The sequence below is a fragment of the Pseudomonas kermanshahensis genome (assembly GCF_014269205.2).
GTDB classification, from domain to species: domain Bacteria; phylum Pseudomonadota; class Gammaproteobacteria; order Pseudomonadales; family Pseudomonadaceae; genus Aquipseudomonas; species Aquipseudomonas kermanshahensis.
In genome coordinates, this window is the sequence record NZ_JABWRY020000001.1 from 841,269 (window position 1) to 863,029 (window position 21,761).

The 21,761-nt window shown below is 62.0% G+C and carries 18 protein-coding genes; 17 read left to right on the top strand and 1 reads right to left on the bottom strand.

All coding sequences use genetic code 11. From position 1 onward, the window contains the following. Positions 1-27 precede the first annotated feature (27 nt). From bamA to ispD, 15 genes are all read left to right on the top strand, one after another. Complete coding sequence (gene bamA, locus HU764_RS03885; protein ID WP_027595799.1) at positions 28-2,391, top strand: outer membrane protein assembly factor BamA; 2,364 nt, start codon at positions 28-30, stop codon at positions 2,389-2,391. 44 nt (positions 2,392-2,435) lie between these two features. Then, positions 2,436-2,939, top strand: coding sequence for an OmpH/Skp family outer membrane protein (locus HU764_RS03890; RefSeq protein WP_027595800.1), 504 nt, complete (start codon positions 2,436-2,438; stop codon positions 2,937-2,939). Between the two features lies 1 nt (position 2,940). Beyond that, positions 2,941-3,996, top strand: a complete 1,056-nt coding sequence (gene lpxD / locus HU764_RS03895; protein WP_027595801.1) for a UDP-3-O-(3-hydroxymyristoyl)glucosamine N-acyltransferase — start codon at positions 2,941-2,943, stop codon at positions 3,994-3,996. 113 nt (positions 3,997-4,109) lie between these two features. Further along, on the top strand, positions 4,110-4,550 hold the full coding sequence (gene fabZ / locus HU764_RS03900; protein WP_003252314.1) for a 3-hydroxyacyl-ACP dehydratase FabZ: 441 nt from the start codon (positions 4,110-4,112) through the stop codon (positions 4,548-4,550). Then, positions 4,547-5,323, top strand: a complete 777-nt coding sequence (lpxA, locus tag HU764_RS03905) for an acyl-ACP--UDP-N-acetylglucosamine O-acyltransferase (RefSeq protein ID WP_186675982.1) — start codon at positions 4,547-4,549, stop codon at positions 5,321-5,323. The genes fabZ and lpxA overlap by 4 nt, the downstream gene beginning before the upstream one ends. A 1-nt stretch (position 5,324) precedes the next feature. Continuing rightward, the gene (gene lpxB, locus HU764_RS03910) at positions 5,325-6,452 is read left to right on the top strand and encodes a lipid-A-disaccharide synthase (protein WP_186702957.1); all 1,128 of its coding nucleotides are present in this window, start codon (positions 5,325-5,327) and stop codon (positions 6,450-6,452) included. A gap of 1 nt (position 6,453) precedes the next feature. After that, on the top strand, positions 6,454-7,077 hold the full coding sequence (rnhB, locus tag HU764_RS03915; protein WP_027595804.1) for a ribonuclease HII: 624 nt from the start codon (positions 6,454-6,456) through the stop codon (positions 7,075-7,077). 168 nt (positions 7,078-7,245) lie between these two features. Then, positions 7,246-10,770 carry a DNA polymerase III subunit alpha gene (gene dnaE, locus HU764_RS03920; protein ID WP_186702958.1) on the top strand — a complete coding sequence of 1,175 codons (3,525 nt, stop codon included), beginning with the start codon at positions 7,246-7,248 and terminating at the stop codon, positions 10,768-10,770. Positions 10,771-10,875: 105 nt separating this feature from the next. Next, on the top strand, positions 10,876-11,823 hold the full coding sequence (locus HU764_RS03925; protein WP_027595806.1) for an acetyl-CoA carboxylase carboxyltransferase subunit alpha: 948 nt from the start codon (positions 10,876-10,878) through the stop codon (positions 11,821-11,823). 157 nt (positions 11,824-11,980) lie between these two features. After that, positions 11,981-13,264: a tRNA lysidine(34) synthetase TilS gene (tilS, locus tag HU764_RS03930; RefSeq protein WP_186676022.1), complete on the top strand. Its 1,284-nt coding sequence runs from the start codon at positions 11,981-11,983 to the stop codon at positions 13,262-13,264. Between the two features lie 268 nt (positions 13,265-13,532). Further along, entirely contained in the window at positions 13,533-15,161 is a 1,629-nt protein-coding gene (locus tag HU764_RS03935; RefSeq protein ID WP_099453143.1) for a CTP synthase, read from the top strand. Positions 15,162-15,164: 3 nt separating this feature from the next. Further along, positions 15,165-16,010 (top strand): 3-deoxy-8-phosphooctulonate synthase, encoded by an 846-nt coding sequence (gene kdsA, locus HU764_RS03940; protein ID WP_027595809.1) that lies wholly within the window; start codon positions 15,165-15,167, stop codon positions 16,008-16,010. A gap of 154 nt (positions 16,011-16,164) precedes the next feature. Further along, on the top strand, positions 16,165-17,454 hold the full coding sequence (eno, locus tag HU764_RS03945; protein ID WP_027595810.1) for a phosphopyruvate hydratase: 1,290 nt from the start codon (positions 16,165-16,167) through the stop codon (positions 17,452-17,454). 169 nt (positions 17,455-17,623) lie between these two features. Continuing rightward, complete coding sequence (ftsB, locus tag HU764_RS03950; protein WP_004375443.1) at positions 17,624-17,905, top strand: cell division protein FtsB; 282 nt, start codon at positions 17,624-17,626, stop codon at positions 17,903-17,905. Next, positions 17,902-18,609 carry a 2-C-methyl-D-erythritol 4-phosphate cytidylyltransferase gene (ispD, locus tag HU764_RS03955; protein ID WP_186702959.1) on the top strand — a complete coding sequence of 236 codons (708 nt, stop codon included), beginning with the start codon at positions 17,902-17,904 and terminating at the stop codon, positions 18,607-18,609. Before ftsB ends, ispD begins: the two co-directional genes overlap by 4 nt. Before the next feature lie 116 nt (positions 18,610-18,725). On the opposite strand, the gene HU764_RS03960 is transcribed toward ispD, so the two are convergent. Then, the gene (locus HU764_RS03960; RefSeq protein WP_099428493.1) at positions 18,726-19,622 is read right to left on the bottom strand and encodes a LysR substrate-binding domain-containing protein; all 897 of its coding nucleotides are present in this window, start codon (positions 19,620-19,622) and stop codon (positions 18,726-18,728) included. 107 nt (positions 19,623-19,729) lie between these two features. Here HU764_RS03960 and HU764_RS03965 point away from each other — a divergent pair, with 107 nt between their 5' ends. Together HU764_RS03965 and fghA are read left to right on the top strand one after the other, a co-directional pair. Further along, complete coding sequence (locus tag HU764_RS03965) at positions 19,730-20,842, top strand: S-(hydroxymethyl)glutathione dehydrogenase/class III alcohol dehydrogenase (protein WP_027595813.1); 1,113 nt, start codon at positions 19,730-19,732, stop codon at positions 20,840-20,842. Between the two features lie 8 nt (positions 20,843-20,850). After that, positions 20,851-21,705 carry an S-formylglutathione hydrolase gene (gene fghA, locus HU764_RS03970; protein ID WP_186702960.1) on the top strand — a complete coding sequence of 285 codons (855 nt, stop codon included), beginning with the start codon at positions 20,851-20,853 and terminating at the stop codon, positions 21,703-21,705. Positions 21,706-21,761: the final 56 nt, after the last annotated feature.

Consider the following 21,761-nt stretch of genomic DNA (forward strand, 5'->3'; position numbering starts at 1 on the left):
TATTGCCAGTTGGAATAAAAGGACTTCATGAAACGTCTGCTGCTAACTGCGGTCCTCTCCGCACTGATGATCGCTGAAGTTCACGCCGAGTCCTTCACCATCTCCGATATTCGTGTCAACGGCCTGCAGCGGGTTTCCGCCGGCAGCGTCTTCGGTGCCTTGCCGCTCAACGTCGGCGATCAGGCCGATGATCGGCGCCTGGTGGATTCGACCCGTTCCCTGTTCAAGACTGGCTTCTTCCAAGACATCCAGCTGAGCCGCGATGGCAATGTCCTGATCATCAACGTGGTCGAGCGCCCGTCGGTTTCCAGCATCGAGATCGAAGGCAACAAGGCGATCAGCACCGAAGACCTGATGAAGGGTCTGAAGCAGTCTGGCCTGGCCGAAGGTGAGATCTTCCAGCGCGCTACCCTTGAAGGTGTGCGTAACGAGCTGCAGCGCCAGTACGTGGCCCAGGGCCGCTACTCGGCCGAGGTCGACGCCGAAGTCGTGCCGCAGCCGCGCAACCGCGTCGCGCTGAAAATCAAGATCAACGAAGGCACCGTCGCGGCCATTCAGCACATCAACGTGGTGGGCAACAACGTCTTCGACGACGAAGAGCTGTCGCAGCTGTTCGAGCTGAAAACCACCAACTGGCTGTCGTTCTTCAAGAACGACGACAAGTACGCCCGTGAAAAACTCTCCGGTGACCTGGAGCGTCTGCGTTCCTACTACCTGGACCGTGGCTACATCAACATGGATATCGCCTCTACCCAGGTATCCATCACGCCAGACAAGAAACACGTCTACATCACCGTCAACATCAACGAAGGCGAGAAGTACACCGTCCGTGACGTGAAGCTCTCCGGTGACCTCAAGGTGCCGGAAGACCAGGTCAAGTCGCTGCTGCTGGTGCAGCCGGGCCAGGTATTCTCGCGCAAGGTGATGACCACCACGTCCGAGCTGATCACCCGTCGTCTGGGTAACGAAGGCTACACCTTCGCCAACGTCAACGGCGTACCACAGCCGAACGACCAGGACCACACCGTCGATATCATGTTCGTGGTCGACCCGGGCAAGCGTGCCTACGTCAACCGCATCAACTACCGCGGCAACACCAAGACCGAAGACGAAGTGCTGCGTCGCGAAATGCGCCAGATGGAAGGCGGCTGGGCGTCGACCTACCTGATCGACCAGTCCAAGACCCGTCTGGAGCGCTTGGGCTTCTTCAAGGAAGTCAACGTCGAGACCCCGCCGGTGCCTGGCACCGATGACCAGGTCGACGTCAACTACAGCGTCGAGGAACAAGCGTCCGGCTCCATTACGGCGTCGGTCGGTTTCGCCCAGAGCGCCGGTCTGATCTTGGGTGGTTCGATCAGCCAGAGCAACTTCCTGGGTACCGGTAACAAGGTCTCCATCGGCCTGACCCGTTCCGAATACCAGACCCGCTACAACTTCGGCTTCGTGGACCCCTACTTCACGGCTGACGGTGTCAGCCTGGGTTACAACGCCTTCTACCGCAGCACCGACTACGACGACCTCGATGTCGACGTTGCCAGCTATGCGGTCGACAGCCTGGGCGCCGGTGTCAGCCTGGGTTACCCAATCAGCGAAACCTCGCGCCTGACCTATGGCCTGAGCGTTCAGCAGGACAAGATCAAGACCGGTAAATACACCGTCGACGAGATCTTCGACTTCCTCGATCAAGAGGGTGACAACTTCCTGAACTTCAAGGCGTCGATCGGCTGGTCCGAGTCGACCCTGAACAAAGGCGTGCTGGCGACTCGTGGTCACTCGCAAAGCTTGACCCTGGAATCGACCATTCCGGGCAGCGACCTGTCGTTCTACAAGCTCGACTACCGCGGCCAACTGTTCAAGCCAATCAACAACGACTACACCCTGCGCCTGCACACTGAACTGGGCTATGGTGATGGCTACGGCAGCACCTCGGGCCTGCCGTTCTACGAGAACTACTACGCGGGCGGCTTCAACTCTGTCCGTGGCTTCAAGGACAGCAGCCTGGGCCCACGCAGTACGCCTAGCCGTGGTGAAGGCAACCCGGGTGGCAAGCCGGGTACCATCGCCGACCCGGATCAGGATCCGCTGCCGTTCGGTGGCAACGTGTTGGTCCAGGGTGGTGTCGAACTGCTGTTCCCACTGCCGTTCGTCAAGGACCAGCGTTCGCTGCGCACGTCGGTATTCTGGGACGTGGGTAACGTGTTCGATACCAACTGCGGCAGCAAGCCAGATTGCGAGAAGGTCGGTTTCTCGGGCATGGCCAGTTCGGTGGGTCTGGGTGTGACCTGGATCACTGCACTGGGCCCGTTGAGCTTCAGCCTGGCGATGCCGGTCAAGAAGCCGGACGATGCCGATACCCAGGTGTTCCAATTCTCTCTGGGCCAGACCTTCTAAGGTCGGCCCTTGCATAACGACAACGGTTTATCCAGGAGTGCATCGTGCGTAAGTTGACTCAACTGGCCATTTTGGCCGCGGCGCTGGTCGCCACCCCGGCTTTCGCCGAAATGAAGGTTGCCGTCCTGAACTATCAGATGGCCCTGCTGGAATCGGATGCCGCCAAGAAGTATGCGGTTGATGCAGAGAAAAAATTCGGCCCGCAACTGACCAAGCTGAAAAGCCTGGAAAGCAGCGCCAAGGGCATCCAGGACCGCCTGATCAAAGGTGGCGACAAGATGCAGCAGCAGGAGCGTGAGCGCCTGGAGCTCGAGTTCAAGCAAAAGGCCCGCGACTTCCAGTTCCAGTCCAAGGAACTGAACGAAGCCAAGGCCGTTGCGGACCGTGACATGCTCAAGCAACTCAAGCCGAAGCTGGACGGCGCTGTCGAGGAAGTGATCAAGAAGGGCGGTTTCGACCTGGTTCTCGAGCGTGGCGCGGTCATCGATGTCAAACCTCAGTACGACATCACCCGCCAAGTCATCGAGCGCATGAACCAAGCCCGTTGATATGACCTTGAACATGACGCTTGGCCAGTTGGCCGAAGCCCTCGGCGCCACCCTCAAGGGGCCCGAGGCGCTGCAGATTACCGGGCTGGCCACCTTGCAGGAGGCCGGCCCTGGTCAATTGAGCTTCCTCGCCAACCCGCAGTACCGCAAATTCCTGGATAACAGCCAGGCGGCAGCGGTGCTGCTCAAGGCTGCGGATGCTGAAGGCTTTGCTGGCAATGCACTGATCGTCGCTGATCCGTACTTGGCCTATGCGCGCATTTCCCACCTGTTCGATCCCAAGCCCAAGGCTGTGGCGGGAATTCATCCCAGCGCCGTAGTGGCTGAAGATGCCCAGGTGGATGCCAGTGCGAGCATCGGCCCGTTCGTCGTCATCGAAAGTGGTGCGCAGGTTGCTGCCAATGTCAGCATCGGTGCCCACTGCGTGGTCGGTGCCCGTTGCGTCATCGGTGAGGGCGGCTGGCTGGCGCCACGGGTCACCCTGTACCATGACGTGACCATCGGCAAGCGTGTGGTGATCCAGTCTGGCGCAGTGATCGGTGGTGAGGGCTTCGGCTTCGCCAACGAGAAGGGCGTATGGCGCAAGATTGCCCAGATCGGCGGCGTGACCATCGGCGATGATGTAGAAATCGGCGTCAACACGGCAATCGACCGTGGTGCGCTGTCGGACACGCGCATTGCCGACGGGGTCAAGCTCGACAACCAGATCCAGATCGCCCATAACGTTCAGATTGGTGAGCACACGGCCATGGCCGCCTGTGTCGGGATTTCCGGCAGCACGCGCATTGGCAAGCACTGCACCATTGCTGGCGGTGTCGGCATGGTGGGTCATATTGATGTCTGTGATAACGTTTTCGTGTCCGGGATGACCATGGTGACCCGATCGATCACCGAACCGGGTGCCTATTCTTCCGGCACAGCCATGCAGCCATTGGCTGACTGGCGCAAGAGCGCCGCGCGTATCCGCCACCTGGACGACATGGCCAAGCGTCTCCAGCAGGTGGAAAAGCGCATCGATACCGTGACCTCAGGTGGCCAGCCGGCATCAGAAGGCTGATACCATTCCCTGAGCAAGAGTGAACAGACGCTAGCTGGCTCCTCTTTGGACTGCAAAAGGAGCGCGTGGTCAGCACCTGCGCTCCCTATTCTTATTACAGGCTTCCCCCCGAAATGATGGACATCAACGAGATTCGCGAATACCTGCCTCACCGTTACCCGTTCCTGCTGGTGGATCGCGTGACGGATCTGGACTTCGAGGCCCAGAGCATTCGTGCCTACAAGAATGTCAGCATCAACGAGCCGTTCTTCAATGGCCACTTCCCGGCCCACCCGATCATGCCGGGCGTTCTGATCATCGAGGCCATGGCCCAGGCGGCCGGCATCCTCGGTTTCAAGATGCTCGATGCCAAGCCGGCAGATGGCACCCTGTACTACTTTGTCGGGTCCGACAAACTGCGTTTCCGTCAGCCGGTATTGCCGGGTGACCAGCTTGTGCTGGAAGCCAAGTTCCTCAGCCGCAAGAGCATGATCTGGAAATTCGAGTGCCGCGCCCTGGTCGACGGCAAGCCTGTCTGCTCGGCAGAAATCACCTGCGCGGAACGCTCCCTATGAATTTGATTGATCCTCGGGCCATCATCGACCCGTCGGCCAAACTGGCCGACGGTGTCGAGGTGGGCCCCTGGTCGATCGTTGGCCCTGATGTCGAAATCGGGGAGGGCACCGTCATTGGCCCGCATGTGGTGCTCAAAGGGCCGACCCGTATCGGCAAGCACAACCGCATCTACCAGTTTTCCTCGATCGGCGAAGACACCCCTGACCTCAAGTACAAGGGTGAGCCGACGCGCTTGGTGATCGGTGATCACAATGTGATCCGCGAAGGTGTGACCATTCACCGCGGTACCGTTCAGGACCGTGCAGAAACCACCGTCGGCGATCACAACCTGATCATGGCCTACGCCCACATCGGTCACGACAGTGTCATCGGCAATCATTGCATTCTGGTGAACAACACCGCGTTGGCGGGGCATGTTCATGTGGGGGACTGGGCGATTCTGTCCGGGTACACCCTGGTGCACCAGTACTGCCATATCGGTGCACATGCGTTTTCCGGCATGGGTACGGCGATCGGCAAAGACGTACCGGCCTTCGTCACGGTGTTCGGCAGCCCGGCCGAAGCGCGCAGCATGAACTTCGAAGGCATGCGTCGTCGGGGGTTCAGCGACGAGGTCATTCATATCCTGCGTCGTTGCTACAAGATCGTCTACCGTCAGGGCCTGACCGTCGAAGACGCGATCAAGGCGCTGGACGAATTGGCAGCCCAGCACCCTGAGGTCGATCTGTTCCGTCAGTCGATCCTGAATTCTGCCCGCGGCATCACCCGCTGACATGGCCCAGCTTTGCGTAGCCCTGGTCGCGGGTGAGGCCAGCGGCGATATTCTCGGGTCTGGCTTGATGCGCGCCCTCAAGGCGCGCCATCCCGACGTACGCTTTATCGGTGTTGGCGGCCCCTTGATGGAAGCCGAAGGCCTGCAATCCTACTTCCCCATGGAACGTCTGGCGGTCATGGGCCTGGTCGAGGTGCTGGGACGGCTGCGTGAGCTGCTCAAGCGCCGCAAGTTGTTGATCCAGACCCTCATCGCCGAAAAGCCCGATGTGTTCATCGGCATCGACGCCCCGGATTTCACCCTCAACATCGAATTGAAACTGCGTCAGGCCGGTATCAAGACCGTGCACTACGTCAGCCCATCCGTATGGGCGTGGCGGCAGAAGCGCGTGCTGAAGATCCGCGAAGGCTGCGACCTGATGCTGACGCTGTTGCCGTTCGAAGCCCGGTTCTACGAGGAGCAGGGGGTGCCGGTGCGTTTCGTCGGCCACCCACTGGCCGATACCATTCCGCTCGAGGCCGACCGACAGGCGGCGCGCGCTGAGCTTGGGCTGGGCCCAGGCCCGGTGGTGGCGTTGATGCCTGGCAGCCGCGGCGGCGAGGTCGGGCGCCTGGGGGCGCTGTTCCTCGATGCCGCCGAGCGCTTGCGCGAACGAGTACCGGGTGTGCGCTTCGTGCTGCCCTGCGCCAACGCCGCACGGCGTGCCCAGGTTGAGCAGATGCTCGAAGGGCGCGCGCTACCGCTGACCCTGCTCGACGGCCAGTCGCACCAGGCCTTGGCGGCCTGCGATGCGGTGCTTATCGCGTCGGGTACCGCCACCCTGGAGGCACTGCTGTACAAGCGTCCCATGGTGGTGGCTTATCGCCTGGCGCCGTTGACCTACTGGATTCTCAAGCGCCTGGTCAAAAGCCCTTACGTGTCGTTGCCCAACCTGCTGGCCCAGCGCGAGCTGGTGCCTGAACTGCTGCAGGATGACGCCACCAGCGAAGCCCTGGCGCAAACCTTGGCCCCCTTGGTGGCCGATGGCAGCCAGCAGACCGAACGTTTCGACGAGATTCACCGCACCCTGCGCCGGGATGCTTCCAACCAGGCCGCCGAGGCGGTACTGGCCTTGCTCAAGGACCGCTGAGATGCAAATAGGACTGGATTTCAACCTGGTCGAAGACCTGGTCGCCGGGGTCGATGAAGTCGGCCGTGGCCCCTTGTGTGGCGCGGTGGTGACGGCTGCAGTGATCCTCGACCCGGCACGGCCGATCCTCGGCCTCAACGATTCGAAGAAACTCACCGAAGCCAAGCGCGAGGCGTTGTTCGACGAAATCTGCGAGAAGGCGCTGAGCTTTTGCATTGCCCGCGCCGAGGTCGAAGAAATCGACCGCCTGAACATTCTTCAGGCCACCATGCTGGCCATGCAGCGTGCGGTCGAGGGGCTGCATGTCACGCCCAAGCTGGCACTGATCGACGGCAACCGTTGCCCCAAGCTGGCGGTACCCGCTGCGCCGGTCGTCAAAGGCGACAGCCAGGTGCCGGCCATTGCGGCTGCGTCGATCCTGGCCAAGGTGACGCGTGATCGGGAGATGAGTGCGTTCGAGCTGATCTACCCCGGTTACGGCATCGGTGGGCACAAGGGTTATCCGACGCCGGTGCACCTTGAAGCCCTGGCCCGGCTTGGGCCTACGCCCATTCACCGACGCTCCTTTGCGCCGGTACGGGCGGCTTGGGAGGCCCGTGAGGGCATTACCGATTCTTTGATCTAGTGCATGGGGCCGCTTTGCCGCCCTTTCGCGACGCAAGGCCGCTCCTACAGAGGTTACGCGTTTCCTTGTAGGAGCGGCCTTGTGTCGCGATGGGCTGCGAAGCAGCCCCAAATCCTGCCCTCATTTACGCTACAATCCCGCCCTTGTCGTTCTGCTACAGGATCACCCATGTCGGTTCCCTTCGTTCACCTTCGCGTGCACTCCGAATTCTCGCTGGTCGACGGCCTGGTGCGGATCAAACCGCTGGCCAAGGCATTGGCGGGGATGAACATGCCGGCGGTGGCGATCACCGACCAGAGCAACATGTGCTCGCTGGTGAAGTTCTACAAGACCGCCATGGGCGCCGGGATCAAGCCGATCTGTGGTGCCGACCTGTGGCTGGCCGGGCCCGACCCGGAAGCCCCGTTGTCGCGCATCTGCTTCCTGGCGATGAACCCCCAGGGCTATCGCAACCTCACCGAGCTGATTTCGCGCGGTTGGGTCGAAGGCCAGCGCAATGGCCTGGTGATTTTGCAGCGCGAGTGGATCGCCCCCGCCAGCGAAGGCCTGATCGCTTTGTCCGCTGGCAAGGAAGGTGACATTGGCGCCGCGCTGCTCTCTGGTCGGGTTGAAGAGGCCGAAGCGCTGTTGCGCGACTGGCTGAGCATGTTCCCCGAGCGCTTCTACGTTGAAGTGCAACGCACCAACCGCGCCCGCGACGAAGAATACGTACACGCTGCTGTGGCCCTGGCCGACAAGGTCGGCGCGCCGCTGGTGGCGACCAACGATGTGCGCTTCATCAAGCAGGCCGACTTCGATGCCCACGAAACCCGTGTCTGCATCGGCGAGGGCTGGACCCTGGACGACCCGCGTCGCCCGCGCAACTACAGCGATCAGCAGTACCTCAAGAGCGCGGACGAAATGGCCGAGCTGTTCAGCGACTTGCCCGACGCCATCGCCAACACTGTCGAGATCGCCAAGCGCTGCAACATCCAGGTGCAATTGGGCAAGCACTTCCTGCCCGATTTCCCGACGCCCAATGGCATGGGCATCGACGATTACCTGCGCCATGTCTCCCATGAAGGCCTGGAGGAGCGCCTGGCGGTGCTCTGGCCCAAAGAGACCACGCCAAACTATGAGGAAAAGCGCCAGGTCTACCTGGACCGCCTGAAGTTCGAGCTGGATATCATCATCCAGATGGGCTTCCCCGGCTACTTCCTGATCGTTATGGACTTCATCAAGTGGGCCAAGAACAACGGCGTGCCGGTCGGCCCAGGCCGAGGCTCGGGTGCCGGTTCGCTGGTCGCCTACGTGTTGAAGATCACCGACCTCGACCCGCTGGCCTATGACCTGCTGTTCGAGCGCTTCCTCAACCCTGAACGGGTATCCATGCCCGACTTCGACGTCGACTTCTGCATGGATGGCCGTGACCGGGTCATCGAATACGTGGCCGATGCCTACGGGCGCAACGCGGTCAGCCAGATCATCACCTTCGGTACCATGGCCGCCAAGGCGGTGGTGCGCGACGTGGCGCGGGTGCAGGGCAAGTCCTACGGCCTGGCTGATCGCCTGTCGAAGATGATCCCCTTCGAAGTCGGCATGACCCTGGAAAAAGCCTACGAGCAGGAAGAGATCCTGCGCGACTTCCTCAAGGGCGACGAAGATGCCCGCGAGATCTGGGAGATGGCCCTCAAGCTCGAGGGTGTCACGCGGGGTACCGGCAAGCACGCCGGTGGTGTGGTCATCGCCCCGACCAAGCTCACCGATTTTTCGCCGATCGCCTGTGACGAAGAGGGCGGCGGCCTGGTAACCCAGTTCGACAAGGACGATGTCGAGGCCGCCGGGCTGGTCAAGTTCGACTTCCTCGGCCTGCGTACGCTCACCATCATCAAGTGGGCGATGGAGACGATCAACCGCGAGCAGGCCAAGCAGAACCTGCCGGACCTGAACATCGACTTCATTCCGCTGGATGACCGCAAGACCTACGAGTTGCTGCAAAAAGCCGAGACCACGGCGGTGTTCCAGCTCGAATCGCGCGGCATGAAGGAGCTGATCAAGAAGCTCAAACCAGACTGCCTGGAAGACCTCATCGCACTGGTGGCGCTGTTCCGCCCAGGCCCGCTGCAGTCGGGCATGGTGGACGACTTCATCAACCGCAAGCACGGCCGCGCCGAGCTGGCCTACCCGCACCCGGACTACCAGTATGACGGCTTGCAGCCGGTACTGGCGCCGACCTACGGCATCATCCTGTACCAAGAGCAGGTGATGCAGATTGCCCAGGTCATGGCCGGCTATACCCTGGGCGGTGCCGACATGCTGCGGCGGGCCATGGGTAAGAAAAAGCCCGAAGAGATGGCCAAGCAGCGCGGCGGCTTTATTGAAGGTTGCGCGAACAACGGCATCGATGGCGATCTGGCAGGTAACATCTTTGACCTGGTAGAGAAATTCGCCGGTTACGGCTTCAACAAATCTCACTCTGCCGCCTATGGCCTGGTGTCCTACCAGACCGCCTGGATGAAAACCCACTACCCGGCGCCGTTCATGGCCGCGGTACTGTCGGCGGACATGCACAACACCGATAAGGTGGTGGTGCTGATCGAGGAAGTGCGCAGCATGAAGCTGCGCCTTGATGCGCCCGATGTGAACACTTCCGATTTCAAGTTCACCGTCAATGACGATGGCCGTATCGTCTATGGCCTGGGTGCGATCAAGGGTGTGGGCGAGGGGCCGGTGGAAGCCATCGTCGAAGTGCGTGCGCAGGGCGGCCCGTTCAAGGACCTGTTCGATTTCTGCGAGCGCGTCGACCTCAAGCGCGTCAACAAGCGCACCCTCGATGCGTTGATCCGCAGTGGTGCACTGGACCGTCTGGGCCCGTACTTCCATGACGAGATCAAGGCCTACCAGGCCAACATCGACCGTAACCGTGCAACCTTGCTGGCGGCGCTGGAAGAGGCGATCAAGTCGGCCGAGCAGACCGCACGTACTGCCGACAGTGGCCACGTCGACCTGTTTGGCGGCTTGTTCGTCGAGGCAGACTCGGACGTCTATGCCAACCACCGCAAGGTCCGCGAGCTGACCCTCAAAGAGCGCCTCAAAGGCGAGAAGGACACGCTGGGCCTGTACCTGACCGGTCACCCGATCGACGAGTACGAAAGCGAGATTCGCCGTTTTGCCCGGCAGCGCATCATCGACCTGAAGCCGTCCCGTGAGTCTCAGACGATCGCCGGCATGATCATTGCGTTGCGGGTCATGAAGAACAAGAAGGGTGACAAGATGGGCTTCGTCACCCTCGATGACCGCTCGGGGCGCATCGAGGCGTCGCTGTTTGCCGACTCCTTCATGGCGGCCCAGTCATTGCTGCAGAACGACGCCATGGTCGTGGTCGAAGGGGAGGTCAGTAACGATGACTTCTCGGGCGGCCTGCGCCTGCGGGTGAAGCAGGTAATGACCATGGAAGACGCGCGTACGCGCCTGGCCGAAAGCCTGCGCCTGAAAGTCGGCCATGACGCGCTCAAGGGCGACCGCCTGAACTGGCTGGGTGAGCTGATCACTCGTCACCGCGGCGGCTGCCCTATTACCCTGGAATACACCGGCAGTGACGCCAAGGCCATGCTGCAGTTTGCCGATGAGTGGTCAATCGACCCGGCTGACGGCCTGATTCAGGCACTGCGTGACCAGTTCGGACGTGAGAACGTCTTCCTGCAATATCGTTGAATCGACGAATTTTAATCTCGACCTGAATGCGCCCGATCCCTTAAGGTAGGGCGCCAAACGGATCAACCGGCCGGCCGCCTGGCCGTAGACCCAAGACGGATGCCTATGAACCCGAATTTCCTCGATTTCGAACAGCCGATTGCCGACCTGCAAGCCAAGATCGAAGGCCTGCGCCTGGTGGGTAACGACAACTCGCTGAACATCAGCGATGAAATTGCCCGTCTGCAAGACAAGAGCAATACCCTGACCGAAAGCATCTTCGGCAACCTGACCAGCTGGCAGATCGCCCGCCTGGCCCGTCACCCACGTCGTCCTTACACCTTGGACTACCTGCAGCACATCTTCACTGAATTCGAAGAGCTGCACGGTGACCGCCATTTCTCCGATGATGCCGCGATCGTGGGCGGTACCGCCCGCCTGGATGGCAAGGCAGTGATGGTCATCGGCCACCAGAAGGGCCGCGAAGTACGTGAGAAGGTGCGCCGCAACTTCGGCATGCCGCGCCCTGAGGGCTACCGTAAGGCGTGCCGCCTGATGGAAATGGCCGAGCGCTTCAAGATGCCGATCCTGACGTTCATCGACACCCCAGGTGCCTACCCAGGTATCGACGCCGAAGAGCGCAACCAGAGCGAGGCGATTGCCTGGAACCTGCGTGTCATGGCGCGCCTGAAGACGCCAATCATCGCCACCGTGATCGGTGAGGGTGGTTCTGGCGGTGCACTGGCCATTGGTGTGTGCGACCAGCTGAACATGCTGCAGTACTCCACCTACTCGGTGATTTCGCCGGAAGGCTGCGCCTCGATCCTGTGGAAAACCGCCGACAAGGCTGCCGATGCCGCCGAGGCCATGGGTATCACGGCCGAACGCCTGAAGAGCCTGAACATCGTCGACAAGGTCATCTCGGAGCCGCTGGGCGGCGCCCACCGTGACCCGGCCGCCATGTCTGAAAGCATCCGTGCCGACCTGGTGCAGCAGCTGGACATGCTGGGCAAGCTCGACAATGACGCGCTGCTGGCACGTCGTTACGAGCGCCTGATGAGCTACGGCCTCTGATACACCCCGGGGCCGCTTTGCGGCCCTGTGGGAGCGGGCTCGCCCCGCGAAGAGGCCGGCTCTGGCAGCGGAGTCGTATGGCAAGGGCTTCGCCCTTGTTCGCGGGGCAAGCCCGCTCCCACAGTGCCCCGGCGATTGCGAATCATGTGAGGCGCCCTTGATCAACCTCACTCCCTGGCTCCAAGCCCCCGCCTGGCACATCGCCTTCTCTGGCGGCCTGGACTCCACCGTCCTGCTGCACCTGCTGGCCGATTACGCCCGCACCCACCCCGCGCCCCCGTTGCGCGCCATCCATATCCATCACGGCCTGCAGCCCGCCGCTGACGCGTGGCCCGCCCACTGCGAGCTCGTCTGCGCCAACCTCGGCGTCGAACTTCGTGTGATCCACGTCCAGGTCGCCCCCGGCGCCAGTCTCGAACAGGCGGCCCGCGATGCCCGTTATGCGGCATTCACGAACGTGGTCGGCCCCGGTGAGGTGCTGTTCACCGGCCAGCACCGCGATGATCAAGCCGAAACCCTGCTGTTTCGTTTGCTGCGCGGTGCCGGGCTACGTGGTCTGACCGCAATGCCGGCGCAGCGTCCGCTGGGGCAGGGCAGCCTGGCTAGGCCGTTGCTGGCGATTGCCCGCCAGCAGCTGCACGCGTATGCCCAGGCCCAAGGCCTGACCTGGATCGAAGACCCCACAAACAGCGACACCGCCTTTGCGCGCAACTATTTGCGCGGCGAAGTGTTCCCGGTGCTGCAGCAGCGTTGGCCGCAAGCCAGCCAGAACCTTGCCCGTTGCGCAGCGCACCTGGGTGAAGCGCAGGGTTTGCTGGACGAGGTGGCTCAGGCCGATCTGGCCAAGGCCGAGGAGGGGGCTGCCGCTGCATGGGTGGGGCTGGACTCCCTGGCGCTTGCGGTGCTCGCGGCGTTGTCACCCGCTCGTCAGCGCAATGCCCTGCAATACTGGCTCAGCCATCGCACCCGGCTGCCGGATGCGCGCCACTGGGCTGGCTGGGCCGACCTGCGCGATGCCGCGGCCGACGCCCAGCCGACCTGGCGCTTGGCCGACGGCCGGTTGCTGCGCAGCAACGGCCGTATCTGGTGGCTGAGCGGTGACTGGTTGCAGGCGCCGCAAGGCGAATTCGCCTGGGCAGACTCGGCTTGCGAGCTGGCCTTGCCGGGCAACGGCAGCGTTCGGTTGACTGCGTCCAAGCCCCTGGCGGGCCTGACTGTCCGCTATCGCCAGGGCGGTGAAGTGCTTGAGCTTGCGGGGCGCGGTCGACGCGACCTCAAACGCCTGCTCAACGAGCTGCAGGTGCCGCCTTTCGTGCGTTCGCGCCTGCCATTGCTGTATCAGGGCGAGCGCTTGCTGGCCGTGGCCAACCTGCCGGCACTGGGGCAGGCAGATTGCCAACTGCACTGGCAGTTACCGACGAACGCGCAAGGTTTGAGCTGAAGGGTACATTCCGGTAGACTACCCTCCCTTCTTGATACAACTTCTGTGGGTTCCTCGAAAACACAGCAGTTGCCGATTACCACGCAGTTTTTTGCTGGGCTGATTCTGGAAATGACGAGCGAGCTCCATGCCGGGGATACCCTGGTTTGTACAGACGCGGCAGTTTTTCGAGATGCACTGTGATTGACGCAGGTGATCGGGGGCTTCGGCCTTCCTTCGCTTTCTCCGGCGGCGCTGGCCGCCTTAACGCAGACTTCTAGGGTTTTTCATGACGCGCTACATATTCGTCACGGGCGGTGTTGTTTCTTCATTGGGGAAAGGCATTGCCTCGGCTTCCCTGGCGGCCATCCTGGAAGCGCGGGGACTCAAGGTCACCATGCTCAAGCTGGATCCGTACATCAACGTCGATCCTGGCACCATGAGTCCGTTCCAGCACGGTGAAGTCTTCGTCACCCAGGACGGCGCCGAGACTGACCTTGACCTGGGCCACTACGAGCGGTTCATCCGCACGACCATGACCCAGAACAACAACTTCACCACCGGCCGTATCTACGAGCACGTGCTGCGCAAGGAGCGCCGTGGTGACTACCTGGGCGCGACCATCCAGGTCATCCCGCACATCACCGACGAAATCAAGCGTCGCATCATCAAGGGCGCCGGCGATGCCGACGTGGCCCTGGTTGAAATCGGCGGTACCGTCGGCGACATCGAGTCGCAGCCGTTCCTCGAGGCCATCCGCCAGCTGCGCGTCGAAGTGGGCTCCAAGCGCGCCATGCTGATGCACCTGACCCTGGTCCCGTACATCGCTACCGCAGGCGAAACCAAGACCAAGCCGACCCAGCACTCGGTCAAGGAGCTGCGCTCCATCGGCCTGCAGCCTGACGTGCTGATCTGTCGCTCCGACCACCCAGTCGATGCCTCGTCGCGCCGCAAGATCGCCCTGTTCACCAACGTTGAAGAGCGTGCGGTCATTTCGCTCGAAGACGTCGACACCATCTACAAGATCCCGGGCGTGTTGCATGCCCAGGGCCTGGATGACTTCGTCACCGAGCGCTTCGGCCTGCAGTGCGACAGCGCCGACCTGTCCGAGTGGGACAAGGTCGTCGATGCCAAGCTCAACCCAGAGCACGAAGTGACCATCGCCATGGTCGGCAAGTACATGGAGCTGCTGGATGCGTACAAGTCGCTGATCGAAGCGATGAGCCACGCCGGCATCACCAACCGTACCAAGGTCAACCTGCGCTACATCGACTCTGAAGACATCGAGAACCAAGGCACCAGCCTGCTCGAAGGCGCCGACGCCATTCTGGTACCGGGCGGTTTCGGCCTGCGCGGTGTCGAAGGCAAGATCACTGCGGTGCAATACGCCCGTGAGAACAAAGTGCCTTACCTGGGTATCTGCCTGGGCATGCAAGTTGCCGTGATCGAGTTCGCCCGTAACGTGATGGGCTGGAAAGACGCCAACTCCACCGAGTTCGACCGCAACAGCGGCCACCCGGTTGTCGGCCTGATCACCGAGTGGGCTGATGCCACCGGCGCCGTCGAGACCCGTACCGAAGCCTCCGACCTGGGCGGCACCATGCGCCTGGGCGCGCAGGACTGCCAGATCGTCTCGGGCTCCAAGGTTCACGATTGCTACGGCAAGGACGTGATCACCGAGCGTCACCGCCACCGCTACGAAGTGAACAACAACCTGCTGCCACAACTGGTCGACGCTGGCCTGGTGGTTTCCGGTCGTTCCGAAGACGGCGCGCTGGTTGAAGTGGTCGAGTCCAAGGACCACCCATGGTTCGTCGCTTGCCAGTTCCACCCAGAGTTCACCTCGACCCCGCGTGACGGCCACCCGCTGTTCAGTGGTTTCGTCAAGGCAGCCCTGGCTCAGAAGAACAAGGCCTGATCAATGACCCAGAAGATCATTCGCGTCGGTAACATCGAGATCGCCAACGACAAGCCGTTCGTCCTGTTCGGCGGCATGAACGTCCTGGAATCCCGTGACCTGGCAATGAAGGTCTGCGAAGAGTACGTGCGGGTCACCGAGAAGCTCGGTATCCCGTATGTGTTCAAGGCCAGCTTCGACAAGGCTAACCGTTCGTCGGTGACGTCCTACCGTGGCCCGGGCATGGAAGAGGGGCTGAAGATCTTCGAGGAGATCAAGCGCACCTTCAACGTGCCGGTAATCACCGACGTGCACGAGCCTTACCAGGCCGAGCCGGTGGCCAAGGTCTGCGACATCATCCAGTTGCCGGCCTTCCTGTCGCGTCAGACCGACCTGGTGGTGGCCATGGCCAAGACCGGCGTGGTGATCAACATCAAGAAGGCCCAGTTCCTTGCACCCCAGGAGATGCAACACATCCTGGCCAAGTGCGAAGAGGCGGGTAACGACCAGTTGATCCTCTGCGAGCGTGGTTCGAGCTTCGGCTACAACAACCTGGTGGTGGACATGCTCGGCTTCGGCATCATGAAGCAGTTCGAGTACCCGGTCTTCTTCGACGTGACCCATGCCCTGCAGATGCCGGGCGGTCGCTCGGACTCTGCCGGTGGCCGTCGCGCCCAGGTCACCGACCTGGCCAAGGCTGGCATGAGCCAAGGCCTGGCCGGCCTGTTCCTCGAGGCTCACCCTGATCCGGACAATGCCAAGTGCGATGGCCCTTGCGCCTTGCGCCTGGACAAGCTGGAGCCGTTCCTGACCCAGCTCAAGCAACTGGACGAGCTGGTGAAAAGTTTTCCGACGGTAGAAACCGCGTAAAGCTCATTTCTCGGGTAAAGTACCGCCCGTTCTCTCCCTGACCAAACGGTCAGGGAGCGCTTTCATCAGGCCTGCCTGCTGCATACCCCGCCTGATGAAGTGCAAGGATTTCCTAAGCTGCGTTGTTTTCGTCAATTCTGGAGTGCTTACAACAATGGCAAAAATCGTCGACATCAAAGGTCGTGAAGTTCTCGATTCGCGTGGCAACCCCACCGTGGAAGCCGATGTACTGCTCGACAACGGCATCATCGGCAGTGCTTGCGCGCCGTCCGGTGCTTCCACCGGCTCGCGCGAAGCGCTGGAGCTGCGTGATGGCGACAAGAGCCGTTACCTGGGCAAGGGCGTGCTGAAAGCCGTCGCCAACATCAACGGCCCGATTCGCGACCTGCTGCTGGGCAAGGACCCTTCCGACCAGAAGGCTCTGGACCGCGCCATGATCGACCTGGACGGTACCGAGAACAAAGCCAAGCTGGGCGCCAACGCCATCCTGGCTGTTTCCCTGGCTGCCGCCAAGGCCGCTGCCCAGGACCAGGACCTGCCGCTGTACGCGCACATCGCCAACCTGAACGGCACCCCGGGCCAGTACTCGATGCCGGTTCCGATGATGAACATCATCAACGGTGGCGAGCACGCCGACAATAACGTCGACATCCAGGAGTTCATGGTGCAGCCGGTTGGCGCCAAGACCTTCTCCGATGGCCTGCGTATGGGCACCGAAATCTTCCATCACCTGAAGGCTGTACTGAAGGCTCGCGGCCTGAACACTGCCGTCGGTGACGAAGGTGGCTTCGCGCCGAACCTGGCGTCCAACGAAGACGCGCTGGCCGCCATCGCCGAAGCCGTTGAAAAGGCCGGCTACAAGCTGGGCACCGATGTGACCCTGGCCCTGGACTGCGCAGCGTCCGAGTTCTATGAAGACGGCAAGTACAACCTGTCTGGCGAAGGCAAGTCGTTCGACGCCGAAGGCTTTGCCGAGTACCTGAAAGGCCTGACCGAGCGCTTCCCGATCATCTCGATCGAAGACGGCCTGGACGAGTCCGACTGGGCTGGTTGGAAGATCCTCACCGACAAGATCGGCGAGAAGGTGCAACTGGTCGGTGACGACCTGTTCGTGACCAACACCAAGATCCTCAAGGAAGGCATCGAGAAGGGCATCGGTAACTCGATCCTGATCAAGTTCAACCAGATCGGCTCGCTGACCGAGACCCTGGAAGCCATCCAGATGGCCAAGGCTGCAGGCTACACCGCGGTGATTTCGCACCGTTCCGGTGAAACCGAAGACTCGACCATTGCCGACCTGGCTGTAGGTACCGCTGCTGGCCAGATCAAGACTGGCTCGCTGTGCCGTTCCGACCGCGTCTCCAAGTACAACCAACTGCTGCGCATCGAAGAGCAACTGGGTGCCAAGGCGGTTTACCGTGGTCGTGCCGAGTTTCGCGGTTAAGCAAGAGATGGTAAAAAGACAGCAGCCGTAGCTGTAGGAGCTTTCGTACTGAATTTTCCTACACTTGCAAAGGGTTTCTGTCGACGAAGCCTGGCCTCGGCCAGGCTTCGTGCTATTCGAGGCCCCGAAGTGAACAGTAAGCGGCGGTCTTTTTAACCTGGATACCTTGATGCGCAGTCCCTATTGGTTGTTCCTCGTTCTGCTTCTGCTGTTGGGTGGCCTGCAGTACCGCCTGTGGGTGGGCAATGGCAGCCTGGCGCAAGTGACCGAGCTCAAGCAGCAGATCGCCGAGCAGCACGCCGAAAACGAGCGCCTGCTTGAGCGTAACCGCGTGCTTGACGCAGAAGTCCTGGAGTTGAAGAAAGGTATGGAGACCGTGGAAGAACGGGCTCGTCATGAATTGGGGATGGTCAAAGAGGGTGAAACCCTCTTCCAGTTGCCGCAAAAATGACTGACACATTACCGGCCTTCTGGGCCGTGATTCCTGCTGCGGGCGTGGGTGCCCGCATGGCTGCCGACCGCCCCAAGCAGTACTTGCAACTGGGTGGGCAGACCCTTCTCGAGCATAGCCTCGACTGTTTTCTTGGCCATCCAACGCTCAAGGGCGTGGTGGTCAGCATTGCCGCAGACGACCCTTACTGGCCCAGCCTGCGCTGTGCCAGCGACCCGCGCCTCCAGCGCGCGGCGGGCGGTCGCGAGCGTGCCGACTCGGTACTCAACGCGTTGCTGTTGCTGCATGCCCAAGGGGCTTCGGACAGCGACTGGGTGCTGGTGCACGATGCCGCGCGGCCGAACCTGGCGCGCAGTGACTTGGACAAGCTGTTGTCGGAGCTGGCAGATGACCCGGTGGGTGGCCTGTTGGCGGTGCCGGCGCGCGATACGTTGAAGCGTTCCGACAGTAATGGCCGGGTGAGCGCTACCGTAGACCGCAGCACCATCTGGCAGGCCTACACGCCGCAGATGTTCCGCCTGGGGGCCTTGCACCGCGCGTTGGCCGAGTGCCTGGTGTCGGATGTGGTGGTCACCGACGAGGCTTCGGCCATCGAGTGGTCCGGCCAGGCGCCGCGGCTGATCGAAGGGCGCAGCGATAACATCAAGGTGACCCGGCCGGAAGACCTTGAGTGGTTGCGCCAGCGCTGGGCGGGGCGCCGCTGACACTGTAATCCTGTGCTGGCCTCTTCGCGGGCAAGCCCCCTCCTACAGGGAATTGCGATCTCTTGTAGGAGCGGCCTTGTGCCGCGAAAGGGCCGCAAAGCGGCCCCAGTGCACTATCAAGCCACACGATACTCCGGCAACCCCGCCAACCCTTCCTTCAGATAATCCACCAGCCGCCTTACTTTCGGCGACAGATGCCGCTGCTGCGGGTACAACGCCCACACCGCCGTATTCGGCGGCTGATGCCCCTCCAGCAGCGATACCAGTGCCCCCGTGTTCAGGTGCTCCAGCACGTAATAGTCCGGCAACTGGCACAAGCCCATCCCCTGCAACGCGGCGTCGAGCACGGCCTGCCCGCTGTTGCAGCGCCAGTTTCCCTGCACTCGCTGGCTGATCTCGCGGCCATCCTGCTGCAGTGCCCACAAATCCGAACTGCCAATCAAGCAGTTGTGCCGCGCCAGTTCCGACAGGCTGTGCGGCCTGCCGTAACGCTCCAGATACGCCGGTGAGGCGCACAGGTACATGCGCCGCGGTGCCAGGCGGGCGGCAACCAGCCTGGAGTCAGCAAGCCGGCCGAGGCGAATGGCTAAGTCCATGCCTTCATGCAGCAAGTCCAACGTGCGGTTGCTCAGTTCCACTTCCACCCTCAACTGTGGGTACAGCGCCATGAAGCGCGTCACCAGCGGCACGATGAAACGCTCGCCATAGGCCACCGCACAGGTCATGCGCAGCAGCCCCTTGGGCTCGCTGGCCAGGTCGCCCATCGCCCGCAGGGCTTCTTCACGGCCATCTTGCAGACGCTGGCAATGCTGCAGGAAGGTCTGCCCGGCCTCACTCAGGGTGACACGCCGGGTGCTGCGGTACAGCAGGCGCGTCTGCAGGCGTTCTTCCAGGCGGGCGATCTGCCGGCTGATGTGCGAAGACGATACGCCCAGGCGCTCCGCCGCCGCGGTGAACTGGCCAGACTCGGCCACCGCCACGAATTCGTCGATGCCTTCCCAGCGGCTACTCATTGATTGTCCCTGTGCGGCAATAATGTTTTGTCTTGGCCTGGATTATTCATCAAAACCCCCTGAATTACACTGCAAGACTGAATTGACCCCTTGTTTGGAGACCGTTGATGATCAAGTCCCGTGCTGCCGTAGCCTTCGAAGCCAAGAAACCCCTGGAAATCGTCGAAGTGGACGTGGCCATGCCCAAGGCCGGCGAAGTGCTGCTGCGCGTGGTTGCCAGCGGTGTTTGCCATACCGACGCCTACACCCTGTCCGGCGCCGACCCGGAGGGTATCTTCCCGTCGATCCTTGGCCACGAAGGCGGCGCGATCGTCGAGGCAGTGGGCGAGGGCGTGACCTCGGTGGCCGTGGGTGACCATGTGATTCCGCTGTACACCCCTGAGTGCGGCCAGTGCAAATTCTGCCGTTCGGGCAAGACCAACCTGTGCCAGGCCATCCGTGCCACCCAGGGCAAGGGCCTGATGCCAGACGGCACCACGCGCTTCTCGTACAAAGGCCAGCAGCTGTTCCACTACATGGGCACCTCGACCTTCTCCGAGTACACCGTGTTGCCAGAAATCTCCGTGGCCAAGATCCAGAAGGAAGCGCCGCTGGAGAAGGTCTGCCTGCTTGGCTGTGGCGTCACCACCGGTATCGGCGCGGTCATCAACACCGCCAAGGTCCAGCCGGGTGACACCGTGGCCATCTTCGGCCTCGGCGGCATCGGCCTGTCGGCGATCATTGGCGCCGTCAAGGCCAAGGCCTCGCGCATCATCGCCATCGACATCAACCCGGCCAAGTTCGAGATCGCTCGTCAGCTGGGTGCCACCGATTGCATCAACCCGAAAGAATACGACCGCCCGATCCAGGAAGTGATTGTCGACCTCACCGACGGCGGCGTGGACTTCTCCTTCGAGTGCATCGGCAACGTCCAGCTGATGCGTGCGGCCCTGGAATGCTGCCACAAGGGGTGGGGCGAGTCGGTCATCATCGGCGTTGCCGGTGCCGGCCAGGAAATCGCCACCCGTCCGTTCCAGCTGGTCACCGGTCGCGTCTGGCGCGGCTCGGCGTTCGGTGGCGTACGCGGCCGCAGCGAGCTGCCAAGCTATGTCGAAATGGCCGAGAAGGGCGAGATCCCGCTGGACACCTTCATCACCCACACCATGGGCCTGGAAGACATCAACAAGGCCTTCGACCTGATGCATGAAGGCAAGAGTATCCGCAGCGTGATCCACTTCTGAGGTCTGCCATGAGCCTGGACAACATCTCTTGCCAGAAAAGCTTCGGCGGCTGGCACAAGCGGTACCGGCATCAGTCCAAGGTGCTCGGCTGCGACATGGTGTTCGCGGTGTATCTGCCTCCTCAGGCCGAACAGGGGGCCAAGCTGCCGGTGCTGTACTGGCTGAGCGGCCTGACCTGCACCGACGAGAACTTCATGCAGAAGGCCGGCGCCCAGCGCCTGGCCGCCGAGCTTGGGTTGATCATCGTTGCGCCCGACACCAGCCCGCGTGGCGAGCAGGTGCCGGGCGACCCGGATGGCGCCTGGGACTTTGGCCTGGGGGCGGGCTTCTACCTCAATGCCACCCAGCAACCGTGGGCGCAGCACTACCGCATGCATGACTACGTGGTAGAGGAGTTGCCCGCGCTGATCGAGGCGCACTTCCCGGCCTCGGACCAACGCAGCATCAGTGGCCACTCGATGGGCGGGCATGGCGCATTGGTGTGCGCCTTGCGTAACCCGGGGCGCTACCGTTCGATCTCGGCGTTCTCGCCGATCAGCAACCCGATGGACTGCCCGTGGGGTGAAAAGGCCTTCAGCCGCTACCTGGGCGAGGACCGTGCGCGTTGGCGCGAGTGGGATGCCAGCGTCCTGCTGGCCGAGACACCCGCGGGCAGTTGCCCGCCGTTGCTGGTGGACCAGGGCGACCGTGATGACTTCCTCGAGAAGCAGCTCAAGCCTGAGGCACTGGAGCAGGCCGCGCGCAAAGGGGGGCATGCACTGAACTTGCGCCTGCAGCCTGGTTATGACCATAGCTACTACTTTATCGCCAGCTTCATCGAAGACCACCTGCGCCATCACGCGGTGGCGTTGGGCCGGGTGTAAGGCGCAGCCCCAATACCGCACAAAGCAGGTAGAATCACGCCCTGACTCAATCAGGG